Source organism: Prosthecobacter vanneervenii, assembly GCF_014203095.1.
Classification (GTDB): domain Bacteria; phylum Verrucomicrobiota; class Verrucomicrobiia; order Verrucomicrobiales; family Verrucomicrobiaceae; genus Prosthecobacter; species Prosthecobacter vanneervenii.
In genome coordinates, this window is the sequence record NZ_JACHIG010000008.1 from 230663 (window position 1) to 254569 (window position 23907).

The following is a 23907-nucleotide window of genomic DNA, read 5'->3' on the forward strand; positions in this document are numbered from 1 at the left end:
TTTAGCGCCTCATTCCGCTATGTAGAGCAATCCTTTTACACCGAGTTGGTCGGGGGTTCGAATCCCTCTCCGCGCACCACCTTCAAAGAAGGTCATTATTTGGAAGTCACCCGCATCCACTTCCGAGCCTCCATGCCGCTGGCCAATTCTTTGACGCGGATCTCCCAGGTGCCCGAGTCTTCATTGGGAGCGATGTCCAGGCTGACTTCGACGATGCCGTTTTCAGCTGCGTAAAAGCCGCTGCCTTCGGTGGATTTTCCGCTCGCATCGCGGACATCGACACGCACGGGCACCACGGCTTTGGTAGGAGCATCTTGAGTGGTGGTGATGCTAACGGAGATTTTGCCTTTATTGCCGGCAATGGCATTTTCCGGGACATCGAGCTTCAGGCCGAGCAGTGGCTTTGGCATGACCATGAAGATACGGCCGTCACACGGCCCGAGATCGACAGGCCAGCTCAGCGTGCCATCCGGGCCGCGCTTGGGAACGATGAACTGCGTGCCTGTGAGTTCATAGACATTGGCGGCGTCCATTTTCAAGCTAACCACGCCACTGGAAGGCAGGCCATTTTCCATCACCAGGCCATGCTGGCCCACATAGGTGCCGTATTCGCGTTTGTCATTCACGACAAAGACATAGGTGGCATCTCCAAATTTGCGCGTGCGCACGATGATCTCGGGATTGTCGCACATGGCCTTCTGCGGCAGCGAGAAGCCGCTCACCGTCTGCGCCATTTCGAGCACCTTGGTCTTGTCCACGTCGGCCTTCTTCACGCGTTTGAAGCTCGGCAGCACAAAGTCCGGCTTGAGTCCCGGGCAGATAAATTCATCCGCCACGATCTTGCCGCCTTTTTTCTGCCAGTCCTGAATGCGTGTGACCACAGATTTGGTCAGCACGTCGCAATACGGCATGACGAGCACCTTGCGCCCGCTGAGGCCGTTCTTGAGCAGAGTCTCCTCATAGAGCATGTCCGTCTGCACATGCGCATGCTGCAGCGCCAGCCACACGTCTGCGGCCCAGTCGGTGTTGTTTCCGTAACTGCCACGCCGGGCGAACATCTGCGAGGTGAAACTTTCCAGGAAAGCCACCTCGCTGCGCTCATCGGGAATGGCCATCAGCGCGGGTCCAAGCGGCTCGATCACATCGTGAATGAGCTGCTTGAGCACGGGAGCGGTATTTGGATTGGTGAAGCGGTAGCCGCCGGGGCTGTCTGTGGGCACGAGCGACTGCCACCCATGATACATGATGCCCTGCACGGGCCGCGCGATCTTCGTCCAAAGTGCTTCCTTCAAATGCATCGGCGCTATGGTGATGTAGGCCGCGTCCGGATCGTGGTCCTGCCAGGCCACCACCTCTCCGGGTGCCTTGCTGCCGATCGGTGCGGTCTGTGAGCGGTACCAGATGAGCTGCGTCATCTTCATCACGCGCTGATTTTTGCCGCTGGCCGCGCTCATGGCAAAGAGCTGGTCGGCGCACATGCCTATTTTTTGTGGATCTGGATAGGTGTAGGTCCAGTGCGAGAGCACATCCACCGCGCCACCCGCGCCGCTGATGCTCGGCTGCCGCACAGCGGGGTCAAAGAAGGTCCAGCCACGGCTGCTTTTCACGCCTTTGTGCAAGGCGGTGTGCAGACCGTTCCAGCCATCCCCCACCGTCCAGAACCAGCGCAGGTATTTCAAAATGGGGTGGTCGTCGGCGACGACGCGGTCTGCCGGAAAGTCCTTCAGCTTGGTCCAGTCCACGCCCCACTTGGCAGAAACCTCGGCGGGGATGTCTGTGCCGGCAAACTTCTTGTAAGCTTCAACATCCACCGAGTTGAAGCTCACCTGGGTGTTGTCGCGGACTTCGGAATTGATCAGCGTGGTGGTGAAGGCAGGATGATCGCCATAGGCCTTGGCCACGCTCATGCCCACTACCTGGAAGAAGGAGGCAAAGTCCGGCAGCGAGGCGCAGATGTCCGGACGTGCATAGGGCTTCCCATCGCGGCCGATGCGCAGATTTTTTTCCTCGGACTCGAGTGCGCGCCCTGGTGAGAGGCTGGCGATGACCTCCAAGCCGTTGGCCAGCGCCTGATCCAGCATGTCACGCTTTTTGGCAATCACCTCCAGCTTGGCTGGCGGGACGACCTTTTTCTGTTGCCACATCTCGCCGTAGTCTGCCCCCAGCCCGATAAAATGCGTGAATCCGATGTCTTTGAGCCGGACCATTTCATCGCCATCCGCCCCCCACATGATGACCGGCATGCGCTCCGGCACACGCGGCACGATTTTCAACGAAGCCGCCTGCTCGGTAGCGTAGTCACCCGCCTCGAAGCGCACACGCAGCTCATACTCGTCGGGCTTGAGGGCGGTGTTGAGCGCGTATTTGGCGGTGAAGCTTTTTCCTGGAGCTAGATCTGGAATGATGAAGTCCTCGCTTCGACCGCCGAGGCTGGTTTTGAGCTTGGCAGCCCTTAAGGTCTCACGGCGCAGGTTAGTGCAGATGATCTCCACCGGCCTGGCTGTCTCCATGCGCCGCCACACACGGCGCCCGGTGGCGATCTCCAAGGACACACGCTCGAAATTCAGCACTCCTTCGCAGATGCGCACTTCATCAATGAATCCTGGAAAGCCACCGTAGTTGCTACCCAGGCGGTCGCCGATGCTCAGCGGCTTGGTGCCGGGTGCCACGGCACCAAAGCCTGCGAGCTTTGATCCACCCGCCGCCACGCCATTGCGATAGAACTTGCCCTCTCCTGTCCCGTCATAGGTGAAGGCCACGTGCTGCCACACATCCGTCTCCAGCTTGAACGGCAGGGAGTAGATGGTCTTTGACTCTGCGCCAAACCCCAGCGTCACCCACATGCGACGCAGACCGGCTTTGTCAGCATCGCCGATTTGCCACTGGTAGTCCGTGTGATCGACATACTTCTTGTCCAGCAGGAAGCAGCGCAGCCGGGGTTCAAAGGCCGCCTTTGGCTTAATCCACATTTCCAGGGTAAAGGCCCCCTTCACCGGCTTCACTGCCACAACCGCCGCATGTCTCTTGTCCTCAACGGGAAATCCTGGAAAGGACTCCAAGGCTCCGCCAAATTTTCCAGCGGGATTGAGGGCCGCTCCATGAAGTGTCACATCCTTCGACTCTTCATCAAACTTCCAGCAGCCTAGCACCTGCGCCCCGGTGGCGTCATCCTTGGCGTAACCCGTTTCCCAGGTTTCCTGAAGTGCTGCGTGAGCCCCGGAGGAAATCAACAATGTACTGGCGATGAGGGAACGGACAGAGTGAAGCATGAGACGAAACAAAGCCTTCATCCAGGTGCAGTCTTTCAAACAAGTGCTACTCCAGCCTTTCCCGCAGCTTCTGAAGCAGCATGTCAGGGTCCTGCCGCAAATCCGCAATCAAGTGCACCATGATGCCTCTGGGCTCGATTTGGTAATACAGGCCATAGACATAGCCCGGAACTAGAGCGCGGCGAAATCCCAGCATACGCTGCGGTGCTGACTGTGGAAAAATCTCCAGCTGCCGGATGACACCGCCGAGTTGCTCCATGAAGTCGTCACCGGCTCCATCGCGCTGATCGGAAAGGCGGTTGTAAATATGCTGAATATCAGATTCCGCACCAGCAAGAATGACCACTGGAATCTTCACCTCAATGGCGGCCTTGGATCAAAGAGCGAACCTGCTCCCAGCTTTTGCCAGAATCTGCACCGGCATGATAGTTGGCGAGCCTTTCAGCCAAAATACTTGCAACCCCGGGAGGATCATCGATTTCGGCTTCGTGCTGTAGTACGTCTTCCCATAGCTCTGCCATTAGCTCCAGCTTCTCCTGAGGACGCATGGAACTAAGTTGAGGAATGGTCTCAGCAATCATGCCCTTATTCTAAACCTGCATCGCTTTGCCTCAACCTAGATTTCAGCAACGATCGGCATTCACCCCTTCACCGCCCATCTCAGCTTCGCGGGGGCCGCACGTGGATTGCTGCGTGTCTCCTCGGAAGAGGGGCGGATCACCTCGTCATTGGCGGCACTGAAAAGGCCGCTGCGCAGGCCTTCACGAAAGAGGTGCTTCACCCGACGGTCCTCGCCAGAATGGAAGGTCAGGATGGCCACACGTGCGCCGGGGCGCAGGCAGGCGGGCAGCTGACGTAGAAAGGTGTCTAGTGCGGTGAACTCTTCATTGACCGCAATGCGCAGGGCCTGGAAGACCCGGCGCACGGTGGCCTCACGCTCTTCTTCGTCCATGCGATATGGCAGCACCCGGCGCACGGCCTCGGCTAGCGTGCGCGTGGTAGCCACATCCTCCCCAGCCAGCGCCTGCGCGAGCAGCCTGGCATGCGGCTCATCGGCATTTTCTGACAGGATCGCGGTTAGTTTTTCCGCCGTAAGCTTGTGCAGCATCTCGCGCGCAGACACACCGCGTTGCGGGTTCATGCGCATGTCCAGAGGGCCGTCATGCTTGAAGCTGAAGCCACGGGAGGGATTGTCGAACTGCATGGAGGAGCATCCGAGGTCAGCCAGCAGCACATCAGCCCCGTCGCTCCAGCCCACCTCGCCAAGCGCGCGCTGGAGACCCGCAAAATTCATGCGTTTCACCACGAGCGCGGACTCCTCACAGCCGGTAGCGCGCAGCCTTGCTTCTGTACGCACGATCTCGATGGGATCCTGATCGAGGGCCAGCAATGTCCCGCCGGGCTGCACGGCTTTGAGCAAAGCGCTGGCATGGCCGCCATAGCCGAGCGTGCAGTCCACCGCACGCTCCCCAGGCTTTACCGCCAGGATCTGCATGATCTCATTCAGCAAAATAGGCACGTGCTGCCCTGCTGGGGTTTTGCCCGAAGCTCGAACCTTGGCGATGGTCTCGGCGTAACGCTCAGGATTCAGCTCCTTGTACTTGTGCTCAAAGCGCCGAGGATTTTTGCCGGAGTAGCGCGGACGACGACGATGCGGCGTGGGTGCCGGTGCAGATTCTGGGACTTCAGATTCGCTCACAGCTCGTTGTATTTGGCGTTCGATCCCTTCGCCTTGGCCACAGGATAGCGCGTTTCATTTCGCTCGATCTTGTCGAGCATGGCCTGACCGAGATCCACACCCAGATTATGCGCCAGCTCAAAGAGCAGAATGCCCACATCAGCCATCTCGTCCTTGAGCTCCGGCATTTTCTCCTTCACGCGCTTCTCGATCTGCCCCGGCTGCTGCCAGACAAAGTGCTGCAGCAGCTCCCCGGCCTCGGCCGTGATGGCAACCGCCAGCTCCTTGGGGTTGTGAAATTGCATCCAGTCCCGGGCGTCACGAAACGCGCAGATGCGGGCGGTGATTTCTTCGATGGTCATGCGGCATGATGCAGGCACGCGTCCCCCCCGGCAACCCGGAAGAAGACAAGAAGCGCTCATTCAGTCGCAAGACGTGCTGGACAGTCCGCCGTAATTTAAAGAAGATCATCCTATGAAAATTCACCGCATCCTTGCTCTCGCCTGCGGCTTCGCCGCCTTCACCACCCTCAAGGCCGTCGGAGATACACCGGTGGATTTTGTGAAACAGATCAAGCCGATCCTCGCTGACCGCTGCGTGGAGTGCCACAACTCCGAGACCCTGCTGGGAGAGCTGAACCTTCAGTCGCGCGCCCTTGCCTTTGAAAAGCGTAAGGCAGGCCCGGTGATCCATCCAAAGAATGCTGACAAAAGCATGCTCTACCTTGTGCTGACCCTGCCGCCCAAGGACAAGAAGGCCATGCCCGCCACCGGCCACCGCATTCCCAAGGATGAGATCCAGCTCATCCGCCAGTGGATCAATGAGGGAGCTCAGTGGCCCGAGGGCAAAGACGGGGCGATCAGTGCCCAGCATAAGAAACCCGGGAAATAATCTCCTCGCGTGCTGACAACCATTCCAAGGCGGGACTCTTGCAGGAAGCAGATGCAGGCTCCGTGCGCTGCTGACGCCGTCAACGGGTGTGGCTTGAATCTGGCCTCACCAGAGGTAGATGCAGTTTACCATGAAACTCCTGGGCCTGCTGACCGTCCTATCACTGATTCCGCTTTGCCAACCGCTGGCTCAGGAGATCCCGCCCGGCGGTGCTGATATTCGTGGAGAGACATCCCTGGCTGCATCCGCATCTGCGGCGGCAGGAAAAGCTGAGGATCTGCAGACAGGCAGGCGCATCACCATCACCAAACCGGATGCAGCAAAGGCTTATACAGCACAGTTCACGGCCCCCATCGCCGGTGGGATAGCGAAAGGCGAAAACGTGCTGGCGATCATCAAAGCACGAAGTGTCGGGAGCGCAGATACCGGAGAGGTGCTGGCCAAGCTGCAGCTGAATGCAGCACCTTACACCTCCTTTGGCAGCACGGTCGGTGTCGCCATCTTTCCTGACTGGACGGAGCAGCCGGTGCTCTTCACCGCAGATGCGCCAGTTCCAGAGGGGAAGGCCGCCATTGTGCTGCTATGCGGGCAGAAGGAGCAAAGCCTCGAGGTCGAAAGCATCCGCGTGCTGAAGTATCCGGCTGTAGCAGACGTCAGCTCTTTCCCAAAAGCCCGTCTGATCAAACGCACCTATGAGGGCCGCGAGCCGGATGCACCATGGCGCAAGGCCGCGCTGGAGAGGATCGAGCAGCACCGCAAGGCGGACCTCTCCATGATCGTGAAGGACGAAGCCGGCGGCCCCATAGCTAATGCCGAGGTCAAGCTCAGCCTGCGCCGTCATGCTTTTGGCTTCGGCTCCGCCGTGGTGGCGAAGCGTTTGAGCGGAGAAAGCGAGGACGACCACCGCTACCGCGAAATCATCGACCGCCTCTTCAGCATCGTGGTCTTCGAAAACGACCTGAAGGACGGCAACTGGGCTCCAGATTTCGACGAGCAGCGGAAAGCCAAACGAAACACGGAGCTGAACCTGGCCTTTGACTGGCTTTCGAAGCATCACATCTCCGTGCGCGGACATTATCTCATGCAGGTGGCCACACCGTTCAATCTGCATGACGTCAAGGACAGCGCCGTCATCCGTGACCGCACGCTCGCCAGCGTGAAGGAGCGCCTGTCCTTTGTGAATGACCGCGTGGTCGAGTGGGATGTGATCAATCACCCCATCGCCTGGAACGGCGCCGACATGCTGAACAAACGCCCAGGCCTGGAGCAACTCGACTGTGAGGTCTTCACGCTGGCACGTTCGCTGACGAAACTGCCATTCTTCGTCAATGAAGATCAGGTGTTCCGCCCGGGACCTCAGCATGAAGACACGCTGGCCTATATTGAAGCGCTCAATAAAGCAGGACTCACCGTGGCCGGTCTCGGCAATCAGGCACACTTCCACGAGAGCTACCTGCCATCTCCTGAACATTTGCTCAAGGTCACGGACGAGTTTGCCCAAGTGGTGCCGCATCAATCCATCACCGAATACGACATCGTGACCACGGAGGATGAAGAACTGGCTGCGGACTACACACGCGATGTGCTCATTTCAGTCTTCAGCCACCCGGCTTACACTAGCTTCTTGCTGTGGGGTTTCTGGGAAGGCTCCCACTGGAAGCCGGAGGCGGCATCATGGAGCAAGGATTGGAGCATCCGTAAACGCGGTGAAGTGCTGGAAGAATGGATCGGGCGCAGGTGGCGCACGGAGGTCACTTTGCAGACGGACGCCAAAGGCCGTGTGAAATGGCGCGGCTTCCCCGGATGGTATGAGGTAAGCGTTGCTGGACAGAAAACCGTCCTGACCATGCCCGGGATCGAGCCTTGACCGCGCCCTTCTCTCACGCATGGGTGGCGGTATCCCGCCACACCATGAAGTCTGTCACTGTCTCTCCCGCCGCACCGATTTTCTTCTGGTCGCTCGTTTCTGCCATGGCCGGATTTTTGTTCGGCTTTGACACCGTGGTCATCTCAGGTGCGGAAAAGACCATTCAGACTCTCTGGGGGCTGAGCGACACTTTGCACGGCATTGCCATGGCCTCCGCCCTTTATGGCACAGTGATCGGTTCGGTGATCGGCGGCTGGCCTACGGACCGCTGGGGGCGCAAGGTGACTCTTATCTGGGTTGGGGTGTTGTACCTGGTCTCGGCAGTTTGGTCAGGGCTCGCTCCCGAGGTCATATCGTTGATCGTGGCGCGGTTCATCGGCGGCCTCGGTGTCGGCATCTCCACCATTGCCGCCCCGCTCTACATTGCGGAGATTTCACCTCCTGAGCGCCGTGGACGACTGGCGGGCATGTTCCAATTTAACATCGTCTTCGGCATCGTGATCGCCTTCTTGTCAAACTACCTCCTCGGCGGCATCGGCGCAGATGCCTGGCGCTGGATGCTCGGTGTGGCGGCAGCGCCTTCGCTTGTTTACCTGCTGCTGTGTTTCCGCATTCCTGAAAGCCCGCGCTGGCTACTCACACGCAAGGATGATCGTGCGCAGGGTGTCGCCGTGCTGAGAATGATCCAGCCGGAAATGAACGAAGGGCAGATCCAGACGCTCGCAGATCAGATCGCCTCCGCTGCGTCTGCCGGACGCGCCAGATCCGAGGGCTTCTGGAGCTCGAGGCTGCGCGCGCCCATCCTGCTGGCTTTCAGCATCGCCTTTTTCAATCAGCTCTCCGGAATCAACGCGGTGCTCTACTTCGCGCCGCGCATCTTTGAGCTCACAGGCCTGGCGGCAAAAGCTGCACTGCTGCAATCCGTGGGCATCGGCATCACCAATCTGATCTTTACTTTCATCGGTTTGTGGCTCATTGACCGCCTGGGGCGGCGCACTCTGCTCTACCTCGGCTCGTTCGGTTACATCACCTCCCTGGGGTTGTGCGCATGGGCGTTTTTCACACAGCATTACGCCATCGTCCCTGCGTGCATCTTCACCTTCATCGCAGCTCATGCCATAGGCCAGGGGGCTGTCATCTGGGTTTTCATCGCGGAGATTTTTCCGGACCAGCATCGTGCAGGAGGCCAGTCTCTCGGCAGCTTCACCCACTGGGTGTTTGCCGCGCTGCTGACCACCTTTTTTCCGCGTATGGTCTCCAGCCTGCCACCGGGCTGGGTCTTCACCTTTTTCTGCGGCATGATGGCGCTGCAACTCGTGTGGGTGCACCTCATGGTGCCGGAGACCAAAGGAGTGCCGCTTGAAAAAATCGAAAAACAACTCGGCATCGTGTGATTCAAACTGCACTGCCAACCGCCCATGATCTTCCGCTTCGCACCCGCCCTTTTCGCACTTATCGGTATGGCTGCAGCCGCCGATACACCAGTCACCATCTCCAGCCTTGCCGAACTTGAGCAGGCTGCATCCGGAAACGGGCAGCAGGTGAAAATGAAGCCGGGCACCTACCGGCTGGCAGAGTTCATCCCGCTGAAAACGATTCCCGAACGCCACAAAAAAGCCCGTTGGCAGTTCCTCACTTTCAGCGGCTCCGGCAACAACTTTGACCTGAGTGGTGTAACCATCGAACTGGACACCACGTTGCGTGAAAAGCTGCACGCTCCGATTCACACGGATGAGTTTTTGGTGAGCGGTAAGAACAACCTGATCTGCGGGCTCACAATCACCAGCATCGGCAAAGGAGCAGCTTTTGGCGGTGCGGTGCTCGGTGTCACAGGTCAGGGAAACACCCTGCGGGACTGCACCATCCACGTGGAAGGCTCCAGCCCTTACGGCTACGGAGACCTCTTTGGCAAAGGAGGCTACAAGCACAGTGGTGTGCATGTCACAGGCAGCGGATCTCGTTTCATCGGCTGCAAAGTTTTTCAGAAGGCATTCGGCCATGGCTTCTACCTTCAGGAAAACTGCAACGACGTGCTTTTTGAGAACTGCCACGTGGAAGGCGTGATGCGCAGCACGGACGAGATGCTTGCGGAGACATCGGGCATGGCCTTTGAGCACCACTTTGCAAGCGTGGCGACGAACCGCAGCGGCACCAACCGCATTCAGCCTGGTTACATGAAAGCGCTCAGCGAGGACGCCTTTCGCACCTACCACACCCACCAGGGGCTGGTGCTGCGCGGCTGCACCGCCACGCGAATGCGAGGTGGTTTTGAACTGCGCACCAAGACCGCCCCACGCCTGGAAAACTGCACCGCGACCGCCTGTGAACGCGCCTTCTGGATTTCCACAGGTGCCGTCTTGACGAAGTGCAAGGGCGATGCCCGCTACGGCCCCCTACTCTATGTGGAGGGGGACAAAGCCAGGGTGGATGTGCAACTGCTGCCGACTGAGGCAGAAAACATTCACGTGCATGCGATCTCCGCCATCTACGGCACCAACAATGAGGTAACGATCTCCGCATCCAAAAACCGCGCGCATGCAGCACCTATCCTCGTCGGCTTCACGCCACCCTCCATGGGTGAAAACGCCACTGCCAATTCCGAGCGCGCCGCTCGCAGCCTGATCCTGCACAATCACACATCGATGCCCGTTGTGATCGGGGCCAAGGCCGAAAAATGCCAGATCTTCACGCAAGGTCTGGTGCAGGAAAACAAAGGCCGGGATATCGCCATTCAAACTCGCTGATCGCTTCATGCTCCGCATTCTTACCCTTCTGTGTATTCTGCTTCTCAGCCGTTTGAATGCTGCGGAATACCAGTGGTCTGCCGAAATCTCGTCGAAAGTCAGCGCGGAGACCAAGGGACATCCTCGTGCGTTTTTGTGGATACCTCCATCGTGTGAGCGCGTGCGTGGAGTCTTGCTGGCACAGCACAACATGCTGGAACTCCCAGTCTTAGAAAGCCCGCTTTTCCGCCAGGCCATGGCAGAGCTGAATTTTGCCATCGTCTGGATCACGCCGCCCTGGGGAGGTGCCACAAGTCTGGATGCCGCAGGTGCCTCCGAACTGGTGGCCGTGCTAGACACGCTCGCTGCCAAATCAGGCTACGCAGAACTGGCCACCGCCCCGCTGGTTCCGGTAGGGCATTCCGCCATGGCGGAATTTCCCTACCTCTTTGCGTCGGCACTGCCGCAGCGCACGCTGGCGGCCATTTCACTGAAGGGGTCCTGGCCAGAAAAGCAGCCATGGGTTGAAGGATTCGCCGCCGCAGGCGTGCCCCTGCTTTTCATCAGCGGTGAATATGAATGGGCCGAGGAACGGGCGGGTAAGGCCCAGGCTTTTCGACGCAAACATCCCTCCGCCCCTCTGTCGATGCTGGCAGATGCAGGTGGCGGGCATTTTGATCATCATGAGGCAATCATTCGCTTCATGGCGGACTACATCCGTGCGGCGGCACTCCATCCTGAACGCCCGCTGGATGCCACCAAGCAAGGGGCGCTGGTGGACCGGTGGCGCATGAACCAGCCTCCCCGCAGCAACTCCGCAGACACCTTCTGGTGCTTTGATGAAAAACAGGCCCTCGCGACAGAACTCCTTCAAAACGCATTCACTGGAAAACAACCGCAGCTTCTCGGCTGCAAACAAAATGGACGCGTGGTGGGCCAGGTGAATGGCACCCATCAGCAGGTGACGCTGCAGTGGCTCCCGGATCCAAAAGGCGATGGACTGACTTTCACACTCGAAGGCGCGTTTCTTGACACTGTCCCGGCCGGGCGGCCGGAACGCTGGACAAAGCTCAAGGCAGACTCTGCGATTTCTCACCCGAATAACACCGATAAGATCACCATCTCCCCCATCTGCGGGCCGGTGGAAAAGCTCAACGCAAACACCTTCGCCTTGAAGTTTGACCGGCTTGGTTTTGACAACGCCATGCGCAGCTCAGAAATCTGGCTGCAGATCGAACACCCCGGAGATGATCATTATAAACGCGCCGTTCAGCAGGCACTTCTGCGCATCCCGATTCGCAACACCCAGGGGCAGCCGCAGACCATCGAGTTTGATCCGATCGCTACGGATTTGAAGCTCCACGCCCGGTCAAGCGCTGGCGAGAAAGTACGCTTTTATGTGCGCGAAGGCCCGGCGGAAATCGTCGATGACAAACTGCAACTCACACCACTCCCACCCCACGCCAAGAAACCCGTGGAGATCACCGTGGTGGCCTGGCAGTGGGGCCGGAGCATTGAACCAAAGCTGCAAACTGCCGAGCCAGTGAGCCGCACTTTGGTCATTCATCCGTAAGGCTCGCACAACTGCTCAAAAACAAATTCATGTGCGCTGCAACCAATCAAGCCGTGCTCGGTTTGATCAGCCGTAACATCTGCACCATGAAAACATCCCCATCTCCATTTCACATTCCGCTGAACCGCCGCAGGCTGCTCCATAGCATGCTGCTGACCACCGGCGGCATCATCACCAACAGCGTGTATGCCGAGGCACTGACGCTCACGCCACGCGCCACTGAAGGCCCCTACTACCCTGATCATCTGCCACTGGATCAGGACAATGACCTCACGATGATCATCGGTGGAAAAGCACCAGCAAGCGGTGTGGTGACCGAGTTTGGCGGACGCCTGCTGAATGCAGATGGCAAGCCGATTGAAAATGGAGTGATCGAACTCTGGCAGGCGGACAACAATGGCTGCTACATCCACAGCCGTGGCGCCCAGCAGGGAAATGAAAAGGATCCAAACTTCCAGGGCTTCGGCAAAATCGAAACCAATGCCAAGGGTGAATACCGCTTCCGCACGATCAAACCCGGTCTCTACACCGGGCGCACGATCCACTGGCACATCCGTGTGAAGCAGGGAGGCAAGAGTATGCTCACCACGCAGCTTTTTATCGCCGGTGTACCGCAGAATGACCGCGACGGCATCCTGCGCAGCATGGGCACGGAGCAGCAGCGCCTCTCCGTCATTCGCGAGTTCAAACCCATGAGTACTGAAAGCAAGGAGCTCGTCGGCACTTGGGACATCGTGATCGGCCACACCCCCGAAGATCCAGAGCAGAGTGGTCGCGGCCCCGGAGGCCCGCCAAGAATACGGCGTGATGCCGATCAGGACATCAAAGACGCATTGTTTGGCCCTTCATTTTAGCCAAGCCTGACGGTGAGTGTCCGTCAGCAGCTGCTCCACAAATTTGGGCAGCTCTACGGATACGGGGCCGATGACTCGCTCGCGGAACTGGCGTGATATTTCCGTGCTCTCGATGTTGAACTCCACGAGACGGCATGCCGGATTTCGCGCAGCCTCTTTGGCAAAGCCTGCCGCAGGGTAAACCACGCCTGAGGTGCCGATGCAGAGAAAGATGTCGGCGTTCTTCAGGACGTTCATGATCGTCTCCATCTCAAACGGGAACTCGCCAAACCAGACGATGTGGGGTCTCAAGCCCCCGATCTCACCACATGCCCGGCAACGTGTGCCGGAGGCTAGATCCTTGTTCCATGCCATCACTGCACCACAGCATTCGCAGCGCGCTTTGCGCAGCTCTCCGTGCATGTGGATCAGCTTTTCGCTACCAGCGCGCTCGTGCAGATCATCCACATTTTGCGTGACCAGCAGAAACCTGCCGCGCCACTCACGCTCCAGCCGCGCCAGGGCATGGTGGCCCGCATTGGGCTCCACCGTGTTCAGAGCCGCACGACGCAGATTGTAAAACCGGTGCACCAGCTCCGGATCGCGAGCAAAGCCCTCAGGCGAGGCGACCATCTCAATATGATGCCCCTCCCAAAGCCCGTCAGCGCCGCGAAAAGTGGGCACGCCAGACTCGGCAGACATACCCGCTCCAGTGAGCACGACGATGTTGGGCTCTGCTCTCATTTTTTCGGCTGCCTCTGGCGAACGCATTCGAACAGGCACACGCCAGTGGCCACGGAGACATTCAGACACTCGACTTTTCCGGCCATGGGTATTTTAACGAGGAAATCGCAATGCTCTCCGGTAAGGCGGCGCATGCCGGGCCCCTCGGCCCCCATGACGATGCCGATGCCGCCTTTGAGATCGAGATCGTAGAGACTCTTGGTGGCTTCATCGGCCGTGCCCACCAGCCAGATTCCCAGCTCCTTGAGCTTGTCCATCGTGCGCACAAGATTGGTCACACGAACGAGCGGAATGTTTTCCGCGCCGCCACAGGCCACACGCACCACCGTTTCCGTGATGGGTGCAGTTTTGTCCTTGGGCATGATGACCATGCAGACCCCGGCCGCATCAGCGGTGCGCAAGCAGGCACCTAGATTGTGCGGGTCCTGCACACAGTCGAGGATCAGCACCAGCGGATTGGATTTGTCTTCCAGCAGAGCAGCAATGTCTCCTTCATCATAGATATGGACTTGGTGATCAGAGCGGGCGTGGCGGTTCTGCCGGGCGGTAGGCTGGTCTGGACGATTCGGGCGCATGGTATGGTGTCCCCGGACAGTGCGCCACGAATGGCGTTTGGCAAAATGATAGAAGCGTCGGCTTGCAGTCTGTGTGAACTGCCCGGAGCAGTCGGGCATGAAATCGCTTTTCAAACGCTGGTGGCTGCCTGGAATGGCCCTTGTTTTGGCAGGGGCGAGTCTCGTCTTTGGCAGCGAGTGGTGGGTAGCTCATGCCGCCCAGGGGCGCTGCTACGACTCGGTGGATTCCATCCCCGCAGCTCCAGTGGCGGTGGTGCTGGGCGCAGCCTCGCGTCTTTCAGGCGGCAGGCCCAATCTCTTCTTTCTCCCACGTATGGAAGCCGCTGCGGCTCTCTTCAAGGCAGGCAGAGTCAAGGCGCTGATCGTCAGCGGAGACAACAGCCGTCAGGACTATGACGAGCCCACTGACATGAAGCATGCATTGATGCAGTTGGGCGTGCCTGTAGAGAAAATCGTATGCGACTACGCCGGCTTTCGAACGCTCGACTCCGTCGTCCGTGCCCGCGAGGTCTTCGGGCAGCAGAAAATCATCTTCGTTTCACAGAGATTTCACAATGCACGCGCCATCTATCTGGCCCGTGCTTTTGGAATCGATGCCTGGGGACTGGACGCAGGAGATGTCCCTGTGGCATTGTCCGTGAAAACCTTCCTGCGTGAAAAGCTGGCCTGCGTCAAAGCAGTGCTGGATGTGAATGTGTTGCACACGCGCCCCAAACATCTCGGGGAAAAGGTGTCGGTGCCGCTAGATTGAGCAGCTCTCATAACCACACCGTGAGCGCACGTCGCAGCTCCGGCCCCGAAGTCACGCGAAAACTCTCATCCAGCTCCAGCCGTGCCTTGTGCCCGTTTTGCGAGATCTCGATGAAGACTGGCAATGTACCTGGATAGGCCAGCAGCACCTCTTCGATGCGCTCCAGATCCGTCTCGGTGTGATGTTTGGTGTTCAGCCTGAGCACGATCGGCTTGGGAGGCGCGGGTGGTTTCGGCGGCGGGGGCAGCGAGGGATCAGGATCGCTGGCATTGCGCGGTTTGGCCGCCTTCGGCTTGAGCGGCGAGGCACCATTGAGCGTGACGCGGTTGCCGTCCGTCTTCTGGTCCTTGCTCACACGCACACGCAGCGCCAGCACGGCACCGTCGGCCAGCACCTCCTTCACCTTCTCGTAGTCGTCACTCCAGCACATCATCTCGATCTGCCCGGTGAAATCTTCCACCCTGAAGGTGGCGAAGGGGCGGTTGTCTCGTTTGGAGTAGCGCACTTCCAGCTGGCTGATGATGCCTGCGATGGTGTGCGAGCTCGCCTTCTCCTTGGTGTCGATGCCTTCGATGGAGGCGATTTTGATGAGCTTGGGCGAATCAAAGTGGCCGCGATAGCTGTCCAAAGGATGACCGCTGACATAGAAGCCGAGCAGCTCCTTCTCAAAGGCCAGGATCTCGTCAGGAGTCCACACCACGGCAGGTGTTGCCGTCTCGCTCTTTTTTGACTTTGGCTGCGCAAGATCAAAGTCATCAAACAAGCCGCCCTGCCCTGATCTCCGATCTTTCTGCAGCGAGGCTGCAGAAGCCAGCACCTGCTCCAGCTTGGCAAACATCACCGAACGCGACTCGCGGGTGAAATCAAACGCCCCCGCTTTCACGAGAGCTTCCATGAGCTTCTTATTCACCGCCCGGTTGTCCAGCCTTGCGGCAAAGTCTTCCAGGCTGGTATAGGGACCATTCGCCTCACGTTCGGCGATGGCGGCCTCCATGGCTCCCTCACCCACATTCTTGATGGCGCTGAGCCCGTAGCGGATGGCGTTGGGCTGCTCGGCCTCTGTTTCAAAGCGTTCAGGAGCAAATTTCAGCGACGACTTGTTCACGTCAGGCGGCAACACCTTGATGCCCATTTCAAAGCACTCGCTGACGAAATTGGCTATCTTGTCGGGATTGCTGATTTCATAACTGAGCACCGCCGCCATGAACTCCACGGGGTAGTTGGCCTTCAGGTAGGCTGTGCGGTACGTCACGATACCGTAGGCTGCGGAGTGGGATTTGTTGAAGCCGTATTGCGCGAATTTTTCGAGCAAGTCGAAGATGGAGTTTGCCAGCTTGGCCTGGATGTCATTCGTCTTGAGGCAGCCCTCGACGAAAATAAGACGCTGGCGCGCCATCTCAGCAGCGTCTTTTTTACCCATCGCGCGTCGGAGCAAGTCAGCTTGGCCGAGTGAGAAACCGGCCAGAAGATTGGCCGCCTGCATCACCTGCTCCTGATACACCAGAATGCCGTAGGTCTCCTTGGAGATCTTCTCCAGCAGCGGGTGGGGGTAGTCCACCTTCTCCTCGCCCTTCTTACGCTTGATGTAATCGGGAATAAACTGCATCGGACCCGGACGGTACAGCGCCAGAATAGCGATAATTTCCTCGATGGTGTCAGGCCCGAGCTGTTTGCAAGTGTTGACCATCCCACCAGATTCCATCTGGAACACCGCGACTGTTTCGCCGCGTTTGATGAGATCGAAGGTGTTTGTGTCCTCCAGTGGCGCATTGGCCACTCTGAAGCCGGGTACACGTTTCTGAATCCAGAACTCAGCCTCGTGGATCACCGTCAGCGTTTTGAGACCGAGGAAGTCCATCTTCAGCATCCCCAGCTCGGTGAGCGGCTTCATCGCATACTGCGAGAGGATGGCATCTTCCTTGTCTCGTGTGAGGGCGATGAAGTTGTCCAGCCTGCGGTCCCCGATAACCACACCTGCGGCATGCACGCCGGTGCCTCGCGTCAGGCCTTCCAGGAAGGTGGCATGCCTCCAGAGCTCCTGCGCATTGGCATCGGCCTCCAGCTTGGCCGCGAGATCCGGATTCTTCTTCACCGACTCCTCCAAATCGATGTTCAACTCGTTCGGGATCATCTTGGAGAGCGCATCACTGTCTCCATAGCTCCAGCCGAGCACACGGCCCACGTCACGGATGACGGACTTGGCCCCCATGGTGCCGAAGGTAATGATATGGGAAACGCTGAGGTCCCCGTACTTTTCGCGCACGTACTGGATCACCTCCGGACGGCGCGTCTGGCAGAAGTCGATATCGATATCAGGAGGGCTGACACGCTCGGGATTGAGGAATCGCTCAAACACCAGTTCAAACCGCAGCGGATCAATGTCCGTGATGCCGAGGCAGAACGCCACGAGTGAACCTGCGGCAGAGCCACGGCCCGGTCCCACGGGAATGTTGTGCTCGCGAGCCCAGTTGATGAAGTCCCAGACGATGAGGAAGTAGCTGGTGAAGTTTTTCTCCTTCAGCAGGGCCAGCTCCACCTCCATTCGGTGGTGGAGGACCTCGTCATTCAGCGCGCGGTCACGGCCATAGCGGCGCTCCAACCCCTCCGTGGTCAATCGGCGCAGGTACTCGTTGCGGTCCCCGCCATCCGGCATCGGATACTGCGGATAGCGATCAATACTTGTCGAGTCGAGATGGATTTTGACATCGCAGCGCTCGGCGATTTCCAGCGTGGCGTCGCAGGCCTCCGGCACCTCGGCAAAGAGGGCGCGCATCTCCTCGGCAGTCTTGAAATAGACCTCCGGGGAGTACGTCATACGGTTCTGGTCATAGATGCTCGCCCCCGTGCCGATGCAGATCATGATGTCGTGAGACTCATGGTCGCTGCGGTTGAGAAAGTGCACATCGTTCGTGGCCACCGTCTTGAGGCCGTACTGCTTGCCCCACTCGATCATCTGCCGCGCACTCTTGCGCTGGGCCTCCATGTTGTGGTCCTGGATCTCCAGGTAAAAATTCTCCGGACCAAAGATGTCGCGGAACTCCTGCAAGCTCTTCTCCGCCTCGTCCTTGCGGTCGGAGAGCAGGAGTTCGTTGATCTCTCCATTGATGCAGCCACTGAGGCAGATCAGGCCCTTGGAGTACTCCCGCAGCGCATCCTTGTCCACGCGCGGTTTGTACCACTGGCCCTCCAGATGCCCTTTGGTGATCAGCTTGGAGAGGTTCTCAAATCCCTCATTGCTCGCTGCCAGCAGCGTCAGATGGGAGGAGCGCTTGCGGCCTGCCACCTCATTTTTGTCCATCATGGAGCCAGGGGCCAGGTAGGCCTCGCAGCCGAGGATGCTCTTCACCTTGGCCTTTTTCGCAGCCATGTAGAAATCGATCGCGCCGAAAAGATTGCCGTGATCCGTGATCGCCACGGCGGGCATCTCCAGTTCCTTCACCCGCTTCATGAGCGCATCGATGCGCACCGCGCCATCGAGCAGCGAGTAGTCGGTATGAAGGTGGAGATGGACAAAGGAATCAGGCATGCGGCGCGGGAGAGGATTAACTCTTTCTCGGAGAGATGGACAAGCAGGACTTCTTCACATTCAGTCATCACGGGCCCTGCCGTGGGCACGGTGATGGTGGCGGTAGTATTTGAGCAGCCGCCAGCCGGCAATCCCGGCAATGCAAGTAGCAGCAGTCAGCAATGTGAGAAAAATCCTGCCGGTCGCAGCGGGTTCGGTCGCCGTAGAAGGAGGCGACACTGGCTTGGCGGATGTTGCTGGCGCAGCGATTTTTAGCTCAAAGGGGCGGCTGACCTCCCCTGGAAACACCACCTGCGGACGCGGCTCAGCCCTGCCCTGCTGGGAAAGCAGCAGGATCATGCTGGTGTTGGCGTTTTTGGCAAAATCCACCCTGAAAGTGTTGGCGCCTTCCGGCAGACGTCCTTCCATCGTGGCCAGTAGATGAACCTCCTCGGTTTCTGGCTTCAGCGGGGTATTATCAGCACCATCCATCGCCTGGATCTGGCAGGCTGGCAGCGGCTTTTTCTCATCATTAAAAATCAGGCTCACAGCACCCCTAAGGTACTGCTGTGCTTTTTCATGGGTGGCAGCCACCTGCGCCGGCGTCTGCTCACGGTACCATGAGCCCGGCACGGGCGGCAGGGTGGTAGGATCCGAGGCTAGAAAGGTGCGTGGATCCACATTGATCCTCAGTGTGTAGGCTCCCCCGGGGGCAAAATCTGCCTCCACTGTCATGTTAGGCACCACGTGAGCCTGAGCCAGCCCAATGGTGCATCCCGCCACCCCTAGGACGGCGCTCCTCAGCCAGTTGCCGGAAAATCGATGCATCATGCGTCATGGTGGAGATGAGCCTGCCATTGGCAAATGTAACGTCGTAATACACTTACCGTCTCTGGCTTAGGCCCTTGATTCTCTAAACAAAAATCTCTTGCCCGAAAGAACCGGCGAAAAACCTTGTAGCTGGACGACGACCGCGCTTGACTAACGGCGCGTAAATTGCTTCAAAAGAGCATTCTTTTTTAACGACCCGTATGGGAGCCACACTCAAATCACTGGAAAAAGGACTCGAGATCGTCCTCGAGGACTTCAATCTGGTCGGCCGCAGCCCGGATGCCAGCATCCGCCTCGTGGACGGGGGTGTTTCGCGCCAGCATGCCACCATCCGCAGGGATGGGCAGCTTTTCTGGGTCTCCGACCTCGGCAGCGCCAACGGCAGCTTCGTCAATGATGTGGCCGTCACCACCGCCCGCGCCCTCCGCCACGGCGACCGCGTACAGTTTGGCACCAGCACCTTCATTTTCGACAGCCAGGACGAAGACCGCCCCTCCAGCGAGACCAGCAACGTCAGCACCCAGTCTCTCCACACCATTGCTCTGCCGGTCAAAACGGTCAAAGCTACCCTGCTCGTCGGAGACCTGCGCAACTTCACCACCATCTCCGCGCAGCTTAGCGCCGAGGAAGTGGCCGCCATGCTTCGTGAATGGTACGCCCAGTGCGAAAAAGTGCTGAAGACCCGCGATGCGATCATCGACAAGTTCATCGGCGACGGTGTCTTTGCTTACTGGCCTGGGGACGACATCTCCTCCCGCGTCAAGGCCACTGAGGCCGCCAGGATCCTCAGCAGCCCCGACGTCTCCGACTCTCCCAAGCGCAAATGGCTCAAGGAGAACATGAATCTGGAGGTCCACTGCCATATCGGCCTGAACGTCGGTGACGTGGCCCTGGGAGCCATGGGACGCGGCGTAAACACTGCCGTGGGCGAAGCCGTCAATGTGACCTTCCGTATCGAGAGCCTGACCCGCAAGCTGCAGGTGCCTGTGCTCGCCGGCGCACCCTTCCTCAATGGATGGGAGGAAGGCCTGAAGCTCTACCAAAACGCCGGCATCCATCCGGTGAAGGGCCAGCCTGATCCTGTGGAGGTCTATTCCCTCATCGACGCGCCCACGATGTCTTTCTAGGACGCCTCGCGATCCAGCAGCCGTTGCATGTCATCCCGCGTCATGCGGTAGAGGTACCACTCGCTCATGCGCTTGGCACCAATGCGCTGCTCATAGACCTGCTGTGCGTTCACATTCCAGTCCAGCGCCGTCCACTCCACACGTCCGCAGCCACGCTCATGCGCCAGGCTGACCACTTTCTTGAGCAGCGCGCCTCCGACACCGCCTTTGCGGCGTTCAGGAAGGACAAACAAGTCTTCCAAATACATGGTCGGCAGCGCCAGAAAGCTCGAATATGTCTCCACCAGCACCATGTAGCCGCAGGGCTCGACGTCCTCGTTCACAAACGCCAGCCACACCTCGATGCGTGGCTTTTTGCCCAAGGCATCTTCCACCAGACGAGCCTGCGCCGCCTCATCTGGCGGGGGCAGCTTCTCAAACTCCGCCAGCGCCACCACCAGCCGACAAAACGCCGCCGCATGCTCTTGAGTGAGCGGCCGCAGCTGGATGTCCGGCTTTGTGCTCATGCATGCAGCACCGGATCTCCAAACAATGTGAAGTGCCCGGCCTCGGTGACGCGCACCTTGAACATCTCTCCCACATGGCGCTCAGGATTGCCGTCAAAAACCACGATGCGGTTGGAACCCGTGCGTCCGGTAAGGCGCTCCTCGTTGGTTTTGCTGGGCCCTTCACAGAGGATCTCCACCTCCTGCCCCACCAGCGCGTCATACATGGGCAGCGCGATGCGGTTCACCACGCCGAGCAGGTCTTGGTTGCGCTCCTCCTTCACGCGCTCCGGCACCTGGATCGCGTCCTCCATCTCAGCGGCAGGCGTGCCCCGGCGCTTGGAATAGCGGAAGACGAAGGCGTTGTCGAAACGGATGTTTTCAAACATCTGCCGCGTCTCCAGGTAATGCTCTTCCGTCTCGCCAGGAAAGCCCACAATCACATCTGTCGTCACGGAGATGCCCGGGCGTGCCGCGCGGATGCGCTCCACCAGCTCTGTAAACCGCGCCGTCGTGTAAGGCCGGTGCATGCGCTTCAGGATGGCATCGCTGCCGCTCTGCACTGGCAGGTGCACATGCTCGGCCAGCTTAGGCAGATAAGTGAAGGCCTCGATGAGGTCCTTCTTGTAACCGATCGGGTGAGGGCTGGTGAAGCGAATGCGCTGAATGCCGGGCACCTCATGCACCGCCTCCAGCAGCTGCACAAAGGGACTCTTGCCGTCCACCGCAGGAAACTCGTGCCGTCCGTACAAATTCACGATCTGCCCCAGCAGCGTCACCTCCTTCACACCGCGATCTGCGAGACGCTTCACCTCTTCAACAATGTCGGCGATGGGCCTGCCGCGCTCGCCGCCACGTGTGTAGGGAACAATGCAGAAGGTGCACTTCATGTTGCAGCCCTGCATGATGCTCACGAAGGCACTGGCCTGCTTTTCTTTCAGCGTGTGGTCACGAATGGTGTTCTGCGAAGCGGTCTCTTCTTCCACATCCACGATGGAGAAGCGCTCGTCGTCCATCTGCTTGGCCTCCTTGGCACGGATGATCTCGTCCACGTAATCGACCACGCGGTGGTACTTCTGCGTACCTACAACGAGGTCCACATTGGCCTTGTCCACCAGCTCGCTGCCGCGGCTCTGGGCCATGCAGCCCATGAAGCCGGTGACCAGGGGGATGCGCCGACGGCGCACCATGCCCATTTTTCCCAGGGCCTTCTGCTCGGCCTGATCACGCACGGAGCAGGTGTTGATGAGCACCACATCGGCGTCTTCATCCCGCGCGGTCATGGTATAGCCGCGCTCCACGAACATCTGCGACACCTGCTCGGTGTCGCGTTCGTTCATCTGGCAGCCATAGGTTTTGATGTGTACGCGGGGCATTTGGGGGGCGGGAGCATACCCACTCCCGCCCAAAACACAACCGCAAGGCGCTTGGCCCCGGTCCGGATCATCCCTTGATCTCAAAGATGGCCTCAACCTCGACCGCAGCTCCGGTGGGAAGCTGGGCAAAACCCAGGGCGCTGCGGGCGTGGTAGCCATCACCTTCCTTGCCGAAAATTTCATGCAGCAGGTCGGAGCAGCCGTTGATGACCAGATGCTGGTCGCTGTATTCCAGCGTCGAGTTCACGCAGCCCAGGACCTTGATGACCTTCAGCCCATCCAGCGTGCCGTGTGTGTCCCACACTGAGCGCAGCACCTTCTCGGCGCAGTTCTTGGCGGCCTTGTAACCGTCTTCCGTGGAGACACCGGCGCCCAGCTTGCCCTTGAGGTCGCTCACGTGGCCGGAGGTGATGAGCTGATTGCCGCTGCGGATGCAGAGGTTCAGGTAGGCGGGGGGCTGCTTGGTGAAAACAATGCCGAGGGATTCTGCTTTTTGCTGGGGTGTCATGGTAGGAAGTGAAGAAGGGAGCACAAAATACGGCCTGGAAAATCAAAACTGGCATCCCGCTTTTATTCTTCTCCCCGCAGGCTCACAGCTCCCACGCCTTCACCACGCCACCCATCTGCCACATCAGCTTGTCCAGCGCGAGGCCCAGCCCTTCACTGCGACCATTGAGCAGCCCGGCCCAGCATCTTCCCTTGGCCGTGTGCACCATGATTGTCGTCGTTCCCGGCAGCGATCCAGTATGCCACCAGTTCGGCACCTTGTTAACGTTCCAGCCCCGCGCATAGCCTCCTCCCACACCAGGCGTGGTCATGGCACGAATCGACTCAGGCTTGAGCATGAGCGAAAGCTGCGAGGTGAAGCGCACTAGGTCCCCCGCCTTGGAAATCCAGCCACCATGTGAATCCATGCGTGAGACATTCATGCTATAGGCCGCTCCGGGTTTGGGTGTGACATACATCACCTCCTGCGGCCGTCGCTCCGCCAGCGTGTTGCCGCCGATCTGCATGCTGCTGATGCCGCAGGGCTCCAGCATCCGTTTTTGAATCAGTGTCTCGTAAGGCTGGCCGTAAACCTTCTCCAGCACCCGGCCCAGCACGCAGTAGCCAAAGTTGGAATACGCAAAGTGCTCCCCCGGCTTGTGCGTCTGCTTCTGGTTTGTCAGCGCCCAGGCGATGAGTTCCGCATGATTCATCTGCGGGTTTTGAAACATGGGGTCATTCCTGTCGTTGGCCCAGCCGCCGCTGGTGTGAGTCAGCAGCTGGTCCACCGTGATGGCGGCCACCTCTCCGCTGTAGTCACCTCCCAGAATGCCCTGCGGGCCAAACACGGTGCTCTCCGGCTTCAGCCGTCCCTCCTCAATGCACTTCATCACCGCCGTGGCCGTGATGGGCTTGGAAATACTGGCGATGCGGAAGCGATGCTGCGGCGTTACCTTTTCTTTCCCATCCGCATCAGCAAAACCGTAACCTCCTTCAAAGTCGATCTTCCCATCCCTGCCATACGCGATGCTCATGCCTTGGATGCCATGCTCGCGCAGAAATCCTTCAGCTATGGCGCGGATCTTCTGCTCTTCAGACGTCGGCAATGGGTACGTCGCCACGGGCCATGCCGCCAGGGAACTCACAAAGGCGCGTCGTTTCATACGGCCCACATCACACCTTGACGCCATGCC

At 59.0% G+C, this 23907-nt stretch carries 21 protein-coding genes; 8 read left to right on the top strand and 13 right to left on the bottom strand.

Going from position 1 to position 23907, the window contains the following annotated elements:
• Positions 1–95 precede the first annotated feature (95 nt).
• The 5 genes from HNQ65_RS18345 to HNQ65_RS18365 are packed head-to-tail and all read right to left on the bottom strand — an operon-like array spanning position 96 to position 5309.
• A complete protein-coding gene (locus HNQ65_RS18345) occupies positions 96–3269 on the bottom strand; it encodes a LamG domain-containing protein (protein WP_184341644.1) in 3174 nt (1057 codons plus the stop codon).
• Between the two features lie 46 nt (positions 3270–3315).
• Positions 3316–3627 (bottom strand): type II toxin-antitoxin system RelE/ParE family toxin, encoded by a 312-nt coding sequence (locus HNQ65_RS18350; RefSeq protein ID WP_184341646.1) that lies wholly within the window; start codon positions 3625–3627, stop codon positions 3316–3318.
• Between the two features lies 1 nt (position 3628).
• Positions 3629–3850, bottom strand: coding sequence for an addiction module protein (locus HNQ65_RS18355; protein WP_184341648.1), 222 nt, complete (start codon positions 3848–3850; stop codon positions 3629–3631).
• A 59-nt stretch (positions 3851–3909) separates the two neighbouring features.
• Positions 3910–4968 (bottom strand): 16S rRNA (cytosine(1402)-N(4))-methyltransferase RsmH, encoded by a 1059-nt coding sequence (gene rsmH, locus HNQ65_RS18360; RefSeq protein WP_343076571.1) that lies wholly within the window; start codon positions 4966–4968, stop codon positions 3910–3912.
• Positions 4965–5309 carry a nucleotide pyrophosphohydrolase gene (locus HNQ65_RS18365; RefSeq protein WP_184341650.1) on the bottom strand — a complete coding sequence of 115 codons (345 nt, stop codon included), beginning with the start codon at positions 5307–5309 and terminating at the stop codon, positions 4965–4967. Before HNQ65_RS18365 ends, rsmH begins: the two co-directional genes overlap by 4 nt.
• Positions 5310–5421: 112 nt before the next feature.
• On the opposite strand from HNQ65_RS18365, the gene HNQ65_RS18370 reads away from it, so the two are divergent.
• The 6 genes from HNQ65_RS18370 (at position 5422) to HNQ65_RS18395 (ending at position 12855) form a co-directional block, all read left to right on the top strand.
• Positions 5422–5838, top strand: a complete 417-nt coding sequence (locus HNQ65_RS18370) for a c-type cytochrome domain-containing protein (protein WP_184341652.1) — start codon at positions 5422–5424, stop codon at positions 5836–5838.
• Positions 5839–5968: 130 nt separating this feature from the next.
• Complete coding sequence (locus tag HNQ65_RS18375; RefSeq protein WP_184341654.1) at positions 5969–7705, top strand: endo-1,4-beta-xylanase; 1737 nt, start codon at positions 5969–5971, stop codon at positions 7703–7705.
• A gap of 44 nt (positions 7706–7749) precedes the next feature.
• Positions 7750–9099: a sugar porter family MFS transporter gene (locus HNQ65_RS18380; RefSeq protein ID WP_184341656.1), complete on the top strand. Its 1350-nt coding sequence runs from the start codon at positions 7750–7752 to the stop codon at positions 9097–9099.
• A gap of 24 nt (positions 9100–9123) precedes the next feature.
• On the top strand, positions 9124–10449 hold the full coding sequence (locus tag HNQ65_RS18385) for a right-handed parallel beta-helix repeat-containing protein (RefSeq protein WP_184341657.1): 1326 nt from the start codon (positions 9124–9126) through the stop codon (positions 10447–10449).
• Positions 10450–10456: 7 nt separating this feature from the next.
• The gene (locus tag HNQ65_RS18390; protein WP_184341659.1) at positions 10457–12001 is read left to right on the top strand and encodes a hypothetical protein; all 1545 of its coding nucleotides are present in this window, start codon (positions 10457–10459) and stop codon (positions 11999–12001) included.
• 86 nt (positions 12002–12087) lie between these two features.
• Positions 12088–12855: a dioxygenase family protein gene (locus tag HNQ65_RS18395; protein ID WP_184341661.1), complete on the top strand. Its 768-nt coding sequence runs from the start codon at positions 12088–12090 to the stop codon at positions 12853–12855.
• Here HNQ65_RS18395 and HNQ65_RS18400 read toward each other — a convergent pair.
• Together HNQ65_RS18400 and rlmB are read right to left on the bottom strand one after the other, a co-directional pair.
• Positions 12847–13605: an NAD-dependent deacylase gene (locus HNQ65_RS18400; protein ID WP_408004805.1), complete on the bottom strand. Its 759-nt coding sequence runs from the start codon at positions 13603–13605 to the stop codon at positions 12847–12849. The genes HNQ65_RS18395 and HNQ65_RS18400 overlap by 9 nt on opposite strands.
• A complete protein-coding gene (gene rlmB, locus HNQ65_RS18405) occupies positions 13575–14153 on the bottom strand; it encodes a 23S rRNA (guanosine(2251)-2'-O)-methyltransferase RlmB (RefSeq protein WP_184341665.1) in 579 nt (192 codons plus the stop codon). The genes HNQ65_RS18400 and rlmB overlap by 31 nt, the downstream gene beginning before the upstream one ends.
• Positions 14154–14250: 97 nt before the next feature.
• Between rlmB and HNQ65_RS18410 the strand changes: the two genes are divergently transcribed.
• Positions 14251–14904 (top strand): SanA/YdcF family protein, encoded by a 654-nt coding sequence (locus tag HNQ65_RS18410; protein ID WP_184341667.1) that lies wholly within the window; start codon positions 14251–14253, stop codon positions 14902–14904.
• 7 nt (positions 14905–14911) lie between these two features.
• Here HNQ65_RS18410 and dnaE read toward each other — a convergent pair whose 3' ends face one another.
• Both dnaE and HNQ65_RS18420 read right to left on the bottom strand, forming a co-directional pair.
• Positions 14912–18430 carry a DNA polymerase III subunit alpha gene (dnaE, locus tag HNQ65_RS18415; protein WP_184341669.1) on the bottom strand — a complete coding sequence of 1173 codons (3519 nt, stop codon included), beginning with the start codon at positions 18428–18430 and terminating at the stop codon, positions 14912–14914.
• A 60-nt stretch (positions 18431–18490) separates the two neighbouring features.
• Positions 18491–19240, bottom strand: a complete 750-nt coding sequence (locus tag HNQ65_RS18420; RefSeq protein WP_184341671.1) for a hypothetical protein — start codon at positions 19238–19240, stop codon at positions 18491–18493.
• Between the two features lie 200 nt (positions 19241–19440).
• Here HNQ65_RS18420 and HNQ65_RS18425 point away from each other — a divergent pair, with 200 nt between their 5' ends.
• Positions 19441–20367: an adenylate/guanylate cyclase domain-containing protein gene (locus HNQ65_RS18425; RefSeq protein WP_184341672.1), complete on the top strand. Its 927-nt coding sequence runs from the start codon at positions 19441–19443 to the stop codon at positions 20365–20367.
• Here the strand turns inward: HNQ65_RS18425 and HNQ65_RS18430 are convergent.
• The 4 genes from HNQ65_RS18430 to HNQ65_RS18445 form a co-directional block, all read right to left on the bottom strand.
• On the bottom strand, positions 20364–20873 hold the full coding sequence (locus HNQ65_RS18430; RefSeq protein WP_184341674.1) for a GNAT family N-acetyltransferase: 510 nt from the start codon (positions 20871–20873) through the stop codon (positions 20364–20366). The two genes, HNQ65_RS18425 and HNQ65_RS18430, sit on opposite strands and share 4 nt — an antisense overlap.
• Complete coding sequence (gene miaB, locus HNQ65_RS18435; RefSeq protein WP_184341676.1) at positions 20870–22228, bottom strand: tRNA (N6-isopentenyl adenosine(37)-C2)-methylthiotransferase MiaB; 1359 nt, start codon at positions 22226–22228, stop codon at positions 20870–20872. Before miaB ends, HNQ65_RS18430 begins: the two co-directional genes overlap by 4 nt.
• 67 nt (positions 22229–22295) lie before the next feature.
• On the bottom strand, positions 22296–22736 hold the full coding sequence (locus tag HNQ65_RS18440; RefSeq protein WP_184341678.1) for a RidA family protein: 441 nt from the start codon (positions 22734–22736) through the stop codon (positions 22296–22298).
• Between the two features lie 82 nt (positions 22737–22818).
• On the bottom strand, positions 22819–23877 hold the full coding sequence (locus tag HNQ65_RS18445) for a serine hydrolase domain-containing protein (RefSeq protein ID WP_184341680.1): 1059 nt from the start codon (positions 23875–23877) through the stop codon (positions 22819–22821).
• Positions 23878–23907 lie beyond the last annotated feature (30 nt).